This window comes from Amycolatopsis sp. Hca4, assembly GCF_013364075.1.
Lineage (GTDB): Bacteria > Actinomycetota > Actinomycetes > Mycobacteriales > Pseudonocardiaceae > Amycolatopsis.
Genome location: NZ_CP054925.1, coordinates 7,135,453 through 7,147,762 on the forward strand (window position 1 = coordinate 7,135,453; position 12,310 = coordinate 7,147,762).

The following is a 12,310-nucleotide window of genomic DNA, read 5'->3' on the forward strand; positions in this document are numbered from 1 at the left end:
CGGTAAGGTCGTGCGCATGGGCAACCCGACCGGTCAGCAGTTCGAGATCACCCGCGGCAACGCGCGCGCCGTCGTCACCGAAATCGGTGCCGGGCTGCGCGCGTTCGAAGTCGGCGGCGTGCCGTACGTCGAGGAGTTCCCCGAAGACGCGAAGCCGCCGATGGGCGCCGGGCAGGTGCTGCTGCCCTGGCCGAACCGGACCAAGGCGGGCCAGTGGACGTTCCAGGGGGAGAAGCAGCAGCTGGAGATCACCGAGGAGGCGCGCGGCAACGCCATCCACGGCCTGACCCGCCACCTCGAGTGGGAGCTGCTGGAGCACGCCGAGTCGTCGATCACCCTGGCCGTCGACGTCGCCGTGCAGCCCGGCTGGCCGGTACCCCTGCGCGCGACTGTGACGTACGAGGTCTCGCCGCGCGAGCTGACCGTCACCCACGAGATCCGCAACGAAGGCGAGCAGCCGATCGGCGTCGGCGTCGGCACGCACCCGTACTTCCGGATCGGCGACGTCCCGACCGACGAGCTGACGCTCACGCTGCCCGCGAGCCGCGTCCGGCCGTCCTTGCCCGACGAGCAGATGCCGTACGCCGAGGAGCAGGACGTCGAAGGCACGGAGTACGACTTCCGCGCCGGCCGCGTGCTGGCCGGCGTCAACCTGGACACGGCGTTCGGCGGCCTCGCGGCGGCCGCGGACGGCACGCACCACATCGTGCTCAGCCACGACGGCCGGGAACTGCTGGTCTGGACCGGCCCCGACTTCCACTGGGCCCAGGTGTTCACCCCGGACGACCTGGTCGGCCGCGGCCGCGCGGTGGCGATCGAGCCGATGACCTGCCCGGCGGACGCGCTCAACACGGGCACCGACCTGATCGAGCTGGCGCCGTCGGCGTCCTGGTCGGGCAGCTGGGGCATCCGCGTCCGGTGATCCGGCTGGGTCCCGCCGACGCGGGCGAAGTCCTGACGCTGCAACGGGCCGCGTACGTCACCGAGGCCCGGGCACACGGCGACCTCGACCTGCCGCCGTTGCTGGAGACGCTCGACGAAACGCGGGCGGCCCTGGCCGGGCTTTCGTGGGGCGTGCGCGAGTCCGGTCGCCTGGTGGCCTCGGTGCGGCTGACGGTGACCGGGCCGGTCGCGGTGATCGGCCGCCTGGTCGTCGCGCCGGACCGGCAGGGGTGCGGGCTGGGTGGGTCGCTGCTGCGGTTCGCCGAGTCGGCGGCCCCGCCGGAGGTGACGCTGTTCCGGCTCTTCACCGGCTCGAACAGCGTGGTGCCGCTGCGGCTGTACGCCAAGCACGGGTACCGGGAGACGCACCGGACGCCCGAGAACAACCACGAGCTGGTGCACTTGGAGAAGACCCGCGTGCGCGACCCCGGGTGAGTTCGTTAGCGTGGCGAACTATGGCGAAGGCAATTGTCGGGGGCTACGTCGTCCCCATCGACGGTGAACCCATCGAGGGCGGCACGGTCCTGATCGACGGCGGCAAGATCGTCGCGGTCGGTACCGAGGCCGACGTCGACATCCCGGAGGATGCCGAACTGGTCGACGCGGCGGGCACCTGGGTGCTGCCCGGCTTCATCGACGCCCACGCCCACCTCGGCGTCCACGAGGAGGGCGAAGGCTGGGCCGGCAACGACACCAACGAGATGACCGACCCGAACGGCGCCCGCTTCCGCGCGATAGACGGCATCGACCCGTACGAGTCCGGCTTCGACGACGCGCTGGCGGGCGGCGTGACGAGCGTCGTCATCAAGCCCGGGTCCGGCAACCCGATCGGCGGCCAGACGATCGGCGTCAAGACCTGGGGCCGCAGCATCCTCGACATGACGTTCGCGGAGCACGTCAGCGTCAAGAGCGCGCTCGGCGAGAACCCGAAGCGCGTGTACGGCGACAAGAAGCAGACACCCTCGACGCGGCTGGGTGTCGCGGCGATCCTGCGCGAGGCGTTCACCAAGGCGCGCAACTACCAGGCGAAGCGCGCGCACGCGGAGTCCGAAGGCAAGCCGCACGAGGTGGACCTGACGCTCGAGACGCTGTCGAAGGTCCTCGAGGGCGAGCTGTACTGGGACCAGCACGTCCACCGCGCGGACGACATCGTGACGGCGATCCGGCTGGCCGACGAGTTCGGCTACAAGCTGGTGATCAACCACGGCACCGAGGGGCACCTGATCGCGGACCTGCTGGCTTCGCGCGAGGTGCCGGTGATCCTGGGGCCGCTGTTCACCACGAAGTCCAAGGTGGAGGTGCGTAACCGCACCCTCCGGTCGGCGGGCATCCTGGCGCGGGCCGGGGTGAAGATCGCGATCACGACGGACCACCCGGTGATCCCGATCAACTTCCTGGTCTACCAGGCGGCCCTCGCGGTGAAGGACGGCCTCGACCCGGCGACGGCGCTGCGTTCGCTGACCGTCAACCCGGCGTCGATGCTGGGGCTGGACGAGCAGATCGGTGCGCTCACGCCGGGGTTGGACGCCGACGTGGTGCTGTGGTCGGGCGACCCGCTGGACGTGATGAACCGAGCCCTGCGCGTGTTCATCCGCGGCGATGAGGTGTACCACTTCGACGAGTCGACGGGCGAGGGCGTGTCGAAGGACCGCCGGTACCGGGAGACCCGCTGAGCTTCGGGCGGCACGCCGGTGACCGGGCGGTTCCGGCGTGCTGCCCGATCAGTCGAGGAGGGTGTCGAGGTCGATCTTGACCGGGAACGGGACATCGGTGGTGAAGGTCCCGCTGACCGCCGGCGCGTCGACGTACCCCGACCCGCCGCCCCGGCAGGCGACCAGCGACACCGGCTCGCCGAGATCCACGATCCAGTAGTGCGGAATCCCCGCGTCGGCGTACTCGTCCCGCTTCACCCGGTAATCCGTGCGCTTCGAATCCGGCACGACCATCTACGGCCATCGTGCCTCCCCGGACCGCTGGTCGTCCGGTCCGGAAACAACGCTATCCGTACCAAGCGTGTGACACCTTTACCTCGACCTGGTGAGCTTCAGGAGACCAAGGCATCGAGATCCAACCGCACCGGGAACGGCACATCGGAAACGAAGACACCGGTGACCGCCGGCGCGTCGACGTACCCCGACCCGCCACCCCGGCAGGCGACCAGCGACACCGGCTCGCCGAGATCCACGATCCAGTAGTGCGGAATCCCCGCATCGGCGTACTCGTCCCGCTTCACCCGGTAATCCGTCCGCCGGGACCCCGGTGCCACCACCTCGGCCACCAGGACCACGTCCTCCGCACGGAACAGCCGGTCCCCGCGGCCGATCGCCGCCCGGTCGATCACCAGCAGGTCCGGACGGCGGGCGAAGCCGGGCCCGCCGTCCGGAGACAACCCCAGATCCAGGTCACTGGCCACGACGAACGCCAGCCCGCGCGGCAGCTGCCGCTCGAGAGCGCCCGCCAGCAGGCAGACCGCCAAGTCGTGACGGCGGCCGGAGCCGGGCGAAGGCACCACGCGGCCCTCCACCAGCTCCGTGAAACCGGTGCCGTCGAGCGCCGCGTACTCCTCGATGGTCAGCAGGGCCATGGGACAACGCTAGCCGTCACCGAGGCGCGACACGGGTCGCTGGATCGGGTTACGCCTTCTTCAGCTCGCGCGCGATGACCACCCGCTGGATCTGGTTCGTCCCCTCGAAGATCTGCGGCACCTTCGCCTCGCGCATGTACCGCTCCACCGGGAAGTCCCGCGTGTACCCGGCACCGCCGAGGACCTGGACCGCGTCCGTCGTCACCTTCATCGCGCCGTCCGTCGCCACCAGCTTGGCGATCGAGGCCTGGCGCTGGAACGGCATCCCGCGGTCGCGGCGCCGGGCCGCGTCCAGGTAGCAGGCCCGGGACGACTCCACCACCGCCGCCATGTCCGCCAGCAGGAACTCCACGCCCTGGAAGTCGATGATCGGGCGGCCGAACTGCGAGCGCCCCTTCGCGTACGCCACCGCTTCGTCCAGCGCCGCCTGCGCCAGGCCCACCGCGCACGCCGCGATCCCGAGCCGGCCCGAGCTCAGCGACGACAGCGCGATGCGGAGCCCGGCACCCGGGTCGCCCAGTAGCCGCTCGGCGGGCACGCGGGCGCCGTCGAAGATCATCTGGGCCGTCGGGGAGCCGGTCAGGCCCATCTTCCGCTCGCGGGGTGCGGCCGAGAGCCCCGGAGTCGACGAGTCGACCAGGAGACACGAGATTTCGTCCGAACCCGTGCGGACCATCGTCGTGTAGAAGTCCGCCACGCCCGCGTGCGTGATCCACGCCTTCGTGCCGTTGACGACGTAGTCCGAGCCGTCGAGCCGGGCGCGAGTCGACAGCGCCGCCGCGTCCGAACCCGCGTTCGTCTCCGACAGCGCGTACGCGCCTAGGAGCGAGCCTTCGAGCATGTCCGGCAGCCACCGGTCGCGCTGCTCGTCGGTGCCGTACTCCGCCAGCCCGTAGCAGGACATCGTGTGCACCGACAGCCCGACGCCGACCGTCATCCACGCCGTCGCGATCTCCTCCAGGACCTGCAGGTAGACCTCGTACGGCACCTCGCCGCCACCCCAGCGCTCGCGGTAGGGCAGGCCGAGCAGGCCGGACTTGCCGAGCAGCCGGAACTGCTCGCGCGGGAACTGCTCGGCCTCTTCGGCCGCTGCTGCCCGGGGCGCAAGCTCGTCGCGCGCGATCTCGGTGGCCAAGGCGACCAGGTCCTCGGCCTCCGAGGAAGGCAGCAGGCGTTCGGCGGGCATCGTCGTCCTCCAAAACGGTACTGAAAACAGTACTGTGGGCTAGTTCAGAGTACTGTACGGCAGGACTGGGGACGCCGGAAGACGTAGGAGATAGTGAGCCGATGCGCCCCGAACCCCGACGACGGCCGACCGCCCGCCAGCAGGCGCTGCTCGGCGAGCTCGAGGCGCTCTTCCTGGCCGAGGGTTTCGCCGTCTTCACCCTGGACGACCTCGCCGGCCGCCTGCGCTGCTCGAAGTCGACCCTCTACGCGCTCGCGCCCAGCAAGGAGCAGCTCGCCGTCAAGGTGGTCACCCGGTTCTTCCGGGGCGCCGCCGAGCGGATCGAGGAGCGCATCGCCGGGATCGACGACGCCCGCAAGCTCATCGGCGAGTACCTGGCCGGGGTCGCCGAGCAGCTCAACCGGGCGTCGGCGGCCTTCATGCGCGATCTCGCCGAGTTCGGCCCGGCCCGCGACGCCTACCAGCTCAACAGCCGGTTCGCCGCGCGGCGGCTCCGGCAGTTCATCGACAAGGGCGTCGCCGACGGGGTGTTCCGCGACGTCCACGCCCGGCTGGTGGCCGAGATGGCCGGGCTGATCATCGAGGGCATCCAGACCGGCGTGCTCGGCGGCCGCCTCGACGTCTCCGACGCCGAGGCGTTCACCGCTTTGGGTGAACTGCTCCTCGGCGGGTTGAACAAATAGCGGACAGGAATTGTCAGCCGGAACTCCATTAAACTCCCGGCGTGATCGTCGTAGGCGGAGAAGCTCTGGTCGACCTGGTTCCCGGCGACCCCCTGGATTCCACTGTGGACGGTGGGCTGCGCGCGCTGCTGCCCCGCCTGGGCGGCGGCCCGTACAACGTCGCGCTGGCCGCCGGGCGGCTCGGCGTCCCGGCTTCGTTCCTCTCGCGCGTTTCGACCGACCGCTTCGGCGACGCGATGGTCGAGCGGCTGCACGCTTCCGCCGTCGACACGTCGCTGCTGCAGCGCGGTGACGAGCCCACGACGCTGGCCGTCGTGGCGCTCGACGCGAAGGGCGCCGCGCGCTACACGTTCTACGTCGAGGGCACCGCCGACCGGCTGGTCGCGGATCCCGGGCCGCTGGCGGGAGATGTGACAGCGCTCTCACTCGGCACGCTCGGCATGGTCCTCGAGCCCGGCGCTTCGGCGTACGAGACGATGCTGCGGCGCGAAGCGGCCCGCGGCGTGCTGACCGTGCTCGACCCGAACATCCGCGAGGCGCTCATCGCCGACCCGGCCGCCTACCGGGTCCGGTTCGCGTCCTGGCTGCCGGACGTCCGGCTGCTGAAGATCTCCGACGACGACGCCGCGTGGCTGACCGAAGGCGCCGACCCGGTCGCCGCCGCGAAGACGTGGATCGAGTCCGGTGTGGACGCCGTGGTGCTCACCCGGGGCGCCGACGGGCTTTCGGTGATCACCGCCGCAGGTGAGCTGGCCCACGTGCCGTCGCGGAAGGTCACCGTCGTGGACACCATCGGGGCGGGCGACACCGTGCACGGCGCGCTGCTGGCCTGGTTGCACACCCGCGAGGTCACCGACCTGGGCTCCCTCGACGCCGGCGCGTGGCGGGAGGCACTCGCGTTCGCGGCGAAAGCGGCGTCGATCACGGTGTCCCGCAGCGGCGCCGAGCCGCCCACGTCGGCCGACATGGCGGCTACCGTGTGAACCTGGTCCCAAAGGGGGCCCCGGGAGCAACGTCACCGCTGCGCGAAGGCGGGTTTCTCGACTAACGTTGAGGGGCATTCTTCATACCCCAGCGGGGCGGTGTGCAGCGAGGCGCCAGTGTTTCCTCGCGTGAACACGTGGCTACCTGTGGAACGTACAGGCGCCGCCGGCCCGTGCCCAACGTGAGAGGGACTTGCATGTCCGACGCGACGACTGCGGGGCAGTCCGGCGGCGAAACCGCGAAGCTGACCCTGCCGAGTGGCGAGCACGAGTTCAAGATCGTTCACCCGGTCGAGGGCGCGCCCGGGATCGAGCTGGGCAAGCTGCTGGCGCAGACGGGGTACATCACCTACGACCCCGGCTTCGTCAACACCGGTGCCGCGTCGTCCGCCATCGCCTACATCGACGGTGACGCCGGGATCCTCCGCTACCGCGGGTACCCGATCGAGCAGCTGGCCGAGAAGTCGACCTTCATCGAGGTCTCCTACCTGCTCATCTACGGCGAGCTGCCGACCGAGGCCCAGCTGGCCGACTTCACCGAGAAGATCCAGCGGCACACGCTGCTCCACGAGGACCTGAAGGCGTTCTTCAGCGGCTTCCCGCGCGACGCCCACCCGATGCCGGTCCTGTCGAGCGCGGTGTCGGCGCTGTCGACCTTCTACCAGGACTCGCTCAACCCGTTCGACGAGCCGAACGTGGAGCTGTCGACGATCCGGCTGCTCGCCAAGGTGCCGACGCTGGCCGCGTACGCGTACAAGAAGTCGGTCGGCCAGCCGCTGCTGTACCCGGACAACTCGCTCGGCCTGGTCGAGAACTTCCTCCGGATGACCTTCGGCTTCCCGGCCGAGCCGTATGACGTCGACCCGGACGTCGTCAAGGCGCTCGACCTGCTGTTCATCCTGCACGCCGACCACGAGCAGAACTGCTCGACCTCGACCGTGCGCCTGGTCGGCTCGTCCGAGGCGAACCTGTTCGCCTCGATCTCGGCCGGCATCAACGCGCTGTTCGGCCCGCTGCACGGCGGCGCGAACGCGGCGGTGCTCGACATGCTGGAGGGCATCCAGGCCGACGGCGGCGACGTCGCCAAGTTCGTCGAGCGCGTGAAGAACAAGGAAAAGGGCGTGAAGCTGATGGGCTTCGGGCACCGGGTCTACAAGAACTACGACCCGCGCGCGAAGATCATCAAGAACACCGCGGACGAGATCCTCGGCAAGCTGAAGGGCGGCGACCAGCTGCTCGACATCGCGAAGAAGCTCGAAGAGGTCGCGCTTTCCGACGACTACTTCGTTTCGCGCAAGCTGTACCCGAACGTGGACTTCTACACCGGCCTGATCTACCGGGCGCTGGGCTTCCCGACGAAGTTCTTCACGGTGCTGTTCGCGCTGGGCAGGCTCCCGGGCTGGATCGCGCACTGGCGCGAGATGATCAACGACCCGGCCACCAAGATCGGCCGCCCGCGGCAGATCTACACCGGCCACGCGACCCGGGACTACGTCCCGATGTCGGAGCGCTGATTCGATTCAAGCGAACGTCCCGCCGTGCATTTGCCCGGCGGGACGTTTACGTTTACCGGCGTGACCCGAGAAGCCCCCGTTGTCCTGTGGTTCCGTCGTGACCTTCGGCTGGGTGACCACGCCGCGCTGCTGGAGGCGTCGAAGCACAGCAAGCACGTGCTCGCGCTGTACGTCCTCGACGAGGCACTGCTGAAGCCGGGTGGCGCGCCGCGGGAAGCGTTCCTGTACGGGTGTCTCGAAAAGCTGAACGACCAGCTCGGCGGCCGCCTGATGCTGGTGCACGGCGACCCGGCGACCGAGGTCGTCCGCGCGGCGCGCAAGATCGGCGCCGCCGCGGTGCACGTCAGCGCGGACACCGGTCCCTATGGCCGCCGCCGGGACGACGCGGTCGCGAAAGCGTTGGCGGAGCACAACATCGACTGGGTCGAGACGGGTTCGCCGTACGCGGTGACGCCGGGCCAGGTCACCAAGCCGGACGGCAGCCCGTACCGCGTCTTCACCCCGTTCTTCCGCGCCTGGACCGCGCGGGGCTGGCACTCGCCCGCCGACACCGGACCGTCCCTTGTGGACTGGGTCGAACCGCCGCGCTCGCTGAAGGTCCCGCGTGCGCCGAAGGTCTCCGCCGAGCTGCCCGAGCCGGGGGAGAAGGCGGCGCTGGACGTCTGGCACGCGTTCCTCGAAGACGGCATCGAGACCTACGACGAGGATCGCGACCGCCCGGACCGCGAAGGGACCACGCGGCTTTCGCCGTACCTGCGCTGGGGCTGCATCCACCCGCGGACGATCCTGGCGGACCTGTCCGGCGACGACCGCGTGGGCGCGAAGTCGCTGCGCAGCGAGATCTGCTGGCGCGAATTCCACGCCGACGTGTTGTGGCACCGCCCGGAAACGGCGCGGCAGAACTACGACAAGCGCTTCGACGGCATGAAGCACGACGACGACCCCGAGGCGTTCACGCGGTGGTGCGAGGGCCGCACGGGCTACCCGATCGTGGACGCCGGGATGCGGCAGCTGCTGGCCGAGGGCTGGATGCACAACCGGGTGCGGATGGTCGTCGCGAGCTTCCTGGTGAAGGACCTGCACCTGCCGTGGTGGCTGGGCGCCCGCCACTTCATGAAGCACCTGGTGGACGGCGACCTGGCCTCGAACCAGCTGAACTGGCAGTGGGTCGCGGGCTGCGGCACCGACGCGGCCCCGTACTTCCGGATCTTCAACCCGACGACGCAGGGGGAGAAGTTCGACCCGCAGGGGGACTACGTGCGGAAGTACGTGCCGGAGCTGCGTTCGGTGGCGGGCAAGGCGGTGCACAAGCTGAAGGACCGTCCCGCCGACTACCCGGAGCCGATGGTCGACCACGGCCACGAGCGCCAGGTGTCCCTGGAGCGGTACGGCAAGATCACGTCGTGAGGGTTCAGGAGGACAGAACCCTCCTGAACCCTCACGAGGGTCAGCCGCGCAGAGCCTCCGCCAGCTTGATCCGGCTGCCGATCCGCAGCACGCTGTTGCCGTAGATCTTCCCGCCCACCCAAGTCAGCACCGCCACCAACGCGACGGTCAGCCCCAGCGACAGCCCGATCTCCCACCCCGCCGCCGCGCCCGTCGAGATCCGGGCCGGCATCAGGATCGGCGAGAGCAGCGGGATCAGCGAGACGACCCTCGTCGCCGAGCCCGCCGGGTTCTGGACCAGCAGGTTGAACCCCGCGATGAACCCGACCACCAGGATGATGTTCAGCGGCCCGACCACCGACTGGGTGTCCTCCTGCCGGGACACCAGCGACCCGAGCGCGCCGTAGATCGTGGCGTACAACAGGAAGCCCAGCAGGTACCAGAGCAGGCCCCACAGCACCGCACCCGTCGCGAAGCCGGACAGCGTGAACACGCCGGTCGCCGTCGCCGCGCCCAGGCCGACCACCGCGAGGATGACCAGCTGGGTCAGCCCGACCAGGCCGAGCCCGATCACCTTGCCCAGCAGCAGCTGCCACGGCCGGACGCTGGCCAGCAGGATCTCCACGACCCGGCTCGACTTCTCCTCGACCACGCCCTGTGCCACCATCATCCCGTAGGTGATGATGCTCATGTACAGCAGGAACGCCACGACCAGCCCGACCACCAGCCGCTGCGTCTGATCCGCCGGCTGCGGCGAGAGCGCGTCGTCCTGGACGTGGGTGCCGTTGACCCTGGCCATCACCTCGGCCGGCTCCAGCTGCGCGGACGACAGCACGCCGTCGAGCACCTGCTGCTGGGCGACCTGGTCGAGCACCCGGCGCAGCTGGTCGTCCAAAGAGGACTTGTAGGTCGCGGTCAGCTGCGCCGCGCTGCCCGAGACGAGCGCGTCGAGGTCGCCGTCCTCGACCTTCTTGCGGCCGTCCGCCGGGTCGGTGACGACGACCGTGCTGATCTCGCGACCCGACAGCGCCGCTTCGGTCTGCAGCTGCCGGGCGATCCCGATCGCCTGGCCGGTCAGCCCGACGGTGTTCTTGTCCGACGACTTGGCCAGCGACGTCTGGAAGAAGACGTACCCCAGCAGCAGCACCAGCAGCACGCCGGTGCCGACGACGAACGACCTCGTGCGCAACCGGGTGTTCAGCTCGCGCTTCAGCACGAGCCAGACGGCGCGGCGGCCACTCAACGTCCTCATCGCGGTTCCCCCTCGGCCGGCGCGGACACGGCGTCGCGGAAGAGCTCGGTGAGCGAGCGGCGACGCCGGCTGAATTCGGTGACCGGCCCGGTCGCCAGCGCGGCGGCGAGCACGGCCTGGTCGTCCGCGCTCGGTTCGAGATCGAGCACGGTGGTGGTGCCGTGCTGCTCCAGCACGCGCACCCCGGGCAGGCCCGCGGCCCAGCCGTTGGCCGCGGCCGGCGCCGTCACGACGAGCTTGCTGCGTGCGCCGGAGGTCAGTTCCGCGACCGTGCCGACGGCGACCATCCGGCCGCCGCGGATGATCCCGACCCGGTCGCACAGCCGCTCGACGAGGTCGAGCTGGTGGCTGGAGAACACGACCGGCACCCCCGCGGCGGCCTTCTCCCGTAGGACAGCGCTCATCACGTCGACGGCGAGCGGGTCGAGGCCGGAGAACGGCTCGTCGAGCACCAGCACGGCGGGGTCGTGCACCAGCGCCGCGGCGAGCTGGACGCGCTGCTGGTTGCCGAGGGACAGCTTCTGCACCTCGTCCTTGCGGCGCTCGGCCAGCCCGAGCCGGGTGATCCAGGTTTCGGCGTTGCGGTGGGCTTCGTTCGCGCTCAGCCCGTGCAGTTCGGCGAGGTAGACGAGTTGGTCGAGCACCTTCATCTTCGGGTACAGCCCGCGCTCCTCCGGCATGTAGCCGATGTGGGTGCGCGTCTCGTGGGTGACCGGCCTGCCGTCGAACCGGACCTCGCCACCGTCGGCGGCGAGCACGCCCAGCGCGATCCGCATGGTGGTGGTCTTGCCGGCGCCGTTGCTGCCGACGAAGCCGAACAGCTCGCCGGCGCGGACGTCGAACGAGACGCCGTCCAGCGCGACCTTGGCGCCGTAGCGCTTGGAGATCCCGTCGATCTCCAGTGTCCCCTCAGGCATTCCCCATCCCCTCTTCGAAATCCTCGGGGTCGTCGTCCGGCAGCGCCCAGCCCAGCACGATGGCCGGGACGGTGGTGCCGGTGACCAGCAGCGCCGACAGCATCATCGCGCCGCGCAGGCCGCCTTCTTCGGTGTGGGCGACGACGATGCTGTAGATCATCGCGGCGATCATCAGGTAGCTCAGGATCTGGAAGGCGACGTAGGTGACGCGGTGGCGCCACTCGCGTTCGCGTTCGTCCAGCAGCCGGGAGAAGCCGCCGCTCATCCGGCCGGTGAGGATCCGCAGCAGCACGAACGTGCTGCCGCCGACCACCACGCTGCCCAGCCAGAGCGCGCCGAACAGCCCGTCGCCGCCCGTGGGGAAGACCGACGCGCCGGCGATCAGCCCGAGGTCGGCGAGCCCCAGGAGCGCGGCGAGGGCTCGGCGGCGGCGCCGGGTGCGCCAGCCGGGCAGCCGCTTGGCGTGCCGCAGCTCCCGCGCGTCCATCTTGTCCAGCTGACGTTCCCAGTAGGCAGCGAGACGGCCCGGTTGCTCGGTCATGCTCCCCCCTCGCGGTAGACCTGGGTGGAAAGAGGCGTGAACGGTTCGCGGCTGAAGACCGCCTCGACGGGCAGGTCGAACACCGCGCAGAGCCGGAACGCGAGGTCCAGGCTCGGGTAGTGGTCACCGCGTTCGAGCGCGCCGATGGTCTGCGGGTTGACGTCGACGGCACTCGCCAGCGCGGCCCGGGTCATCCCCCGCTCGGCCCGGAGCACGGGAAGCCGGTTGTAGATCGGCAGCTCCTTGCCGCGTCTGACCGGACTCATGAACGTACTGTTGCAAAAACCCAACGACACGTCAACTTAAGGGAACCTCAAGTCCG

At 70.1% G+C, this 12,310-nt stretch carries 13 protein-coding genes and 1 pseudogene; 7 read left to right on the forward strand and 7 right to left on the reverse strand.

What is annotated here, in order from left to right; translation table 11 throughout:
- The first annotated feature begins 16 nt into the window (after positions 1-16).
- The 3 genes from HUT10_RS32200 to HUT10_RS32210 are packed head-to-tail and all read left to right on the forward strand — an operon-like array spanning position 17 to position 2,615.
- A complete protein-coding gene (locus tag HUT10_RS32200) occupies positions 17-922 on the forward strand; it encodes an aldose 1-epimerase family protein (protein ID WP_176174629.1) in 906 nt (301 codons plus the stop codon).
- Positions 889-1,377, forward strand: coding sequence for a GNAT family N-acetyltransferase (locus HUT10_RS32205; RefSeq protein ID WP_176178123.1), 489 nt, complete (start codon positions 889-891; stop codon positions 1,375-1,377). Before HUT10_RS32200 ends, HUT10_RS32205 begins: the two co-directional genes overlap by 34 nt.
- Positions 1,378-1,397: 20 nt before the next feature.
- On the forward strand, positions 1,398-2,615 hold the full coding sequence (locus tag HUT10_RS32210) for an amidohydrolase (protein ID WP_176174630.1): 1,218 nt from the start codon (positions 1,398-1,400) through the stop codon (positions 2,613-2,615).
- A gap of 48 nt (positions 2,616-2,663) precedes the next feature.
- On the opposite strand, the pseudogene HUT10_RS32215 reads toward HUT10_RS32210, so the two are convergent.
- The 3 genes and pseudogenes from HUT10_RS32215 to HUT10_RS32225 all read right to left on the reverse strand — a co-directional run.
- Positions 2,664-2,888 (reverse strand): annotated as a pseudogene (locus HUT10_RS32215) (Uma2 family endonuclease); the annotation flags it as partial.
- Positions 2,889-2,986: 98 nt separating this feature from the next.
- Positions 2,987-3,526 (reverse strand): Uma2 family endonuclease, encoded by a 540-nt coding sequence (locus tag HUT10_RS32220; RefSeq protein WP_176174631.1) that lies wholly within the window; start codon positions 3,524-3,526, stop codon positions 2,987-2,989.
- Positions 3,527-3,575: 49 nt separating this feature from the next.
- Positions 3,576-4,712, reverse strand: a complete 1,137-nt coding sequence (locus HUT10_RS32225) for an acyl-CoA dehydrogenase family protein (RefSeq protein WP_176174632.1) — start codon at positions 4,710-4,712, stop codon at positions 3,576-3,578.
- 101 nt (positions 4,713-4,813) lie between these two features.
- Here HUT10_RS32225 and HUT10_RS32230 point away from each other — a divergent pair, with 101 nt between their 5' ends.
- The 4 genes from HUT10_RS32230 to HUT10_RS32245 all read left to right on the forward strand — a co-directional run bounded on the left by HUT10_RS32230 (position 4,814) and on the right by HUT10_RS32245 (position 9,299).
- Positions 4,814-5,395 carry a TetR/AcrR family transcriptional regulator gene (locus tag HUT10_RS32230; protein WP_176174633.1) on the forward strand — a complete coding sequence of 194 codons (582 nt, stop codon included), beginning with the start codon at positions 4,814-4,816 and terminating at the stop codon, positions 5,393-5,395.
- Positions 5,396-5,436: 41 nt separating this feature from the next.
- Positions 5,437-6,378, forward strand: a complete 942-nt coding sequence (locus HUT10_RS32235; RefSeq protein ID WP_176174634.1) for a carbohydrate kinase — start codon at positions 5,437-5,439, stop codon at positions 6,376-6,378.
- A gap of 197 nt (positions 6,379-6,575) precedes the next feature.
- Positions 6,576-7,892, forward strand: coding sequence for a citrate synthase (locus HUT10_RS32240; protein WP_176174635.1), 1,317 nt, complete (start codon positions 6,576-6,578; stop codon positions 7,890-7,892).
- A 60-nt stretch (positions 7,893-7,952) separates the two neighbouring features.
- Positions 7,953-9,299 carry a deoxyribodipyrimidine photo-lyase gene (locus tag HUT10_RS32245; protein WP_176174636.1) on the forward strand — a complete coding sequence of 449 codons (1,347 nt, stop codon included), beginning with the start codon at positions 7,953-7,955 and terminating at the stop codon, positions 9,297-9,299.
- A 40-nt stretch (positions 9,300-9,339) separates the two neighbouring features.
- Here HUT10_RS32245 and HUT10_RS32250 read toward each other — a convergent pair whose 3' ends face one another.
- From HUT10_RS32250 to HUT10_RS32265, 4 genes are read right to left on the reverse strand one after another with little or no spacing between them, the layout of a single operon-like run.
- Positions 9,340-10,530 carry an ABC transporter permease gene (locus tag HUT10_RS32250; RefSeq protein WP_176174637.1) on the reverse strand — a complete coding sequence of 397 codons (1,191 nt, stop codon included), beginning with the start codon at positions 10,528-10,530 and terminating at the stop codon, positions 9,340-9,342.
- Complete coding sequence (locus HUT10_RS32255; RefSeq protein ID WP_176174638.1) at positions 10,527-11,447, reverse strand: ABC transporter ATP-binding protein; 921 nt, start codon at positions 11,445-11,447, stop codon at positions 10,527-10,529. The genes HUT10_RS32250 and HUT10_RS32255 overlap by 4 nt, the downstream gene beginning before the upstream one ends.
- Positions 11,440-11,988: a hypothetical protein gene (locus tag HUT10_RS32260; RefSeq protein WP_176174639.1), complete on the reverse strand. Its 549-nt coding sequence runs from the start codon at positions 11,986-11,988 to the stop codon at positions 11,440-11,442. Before HUT10_RS32260 ends, HUT10_RS32255 begins: the two co-directional genes overlap by 8 nt.
- The gene (locus HUT10_RS32265) at positions 11,985-12,254 is read right to left on the reverse strand and encodes a helix-turn-helix transcriptional regulator (RefSeq protein WP_176174640.1); all 270 of its coding nucleotides are present in this window, start codon (positions 12,252-12,254) and stop codon (positions 11,985-11,987) included. The genes HUT10_RS32260 and HUT10_RS32265 overlap by 4 nt, the downstream gene beginning before the upstream one ends.
- Positions 12,255-12,310: the final 56 nt, after the last annotated feature.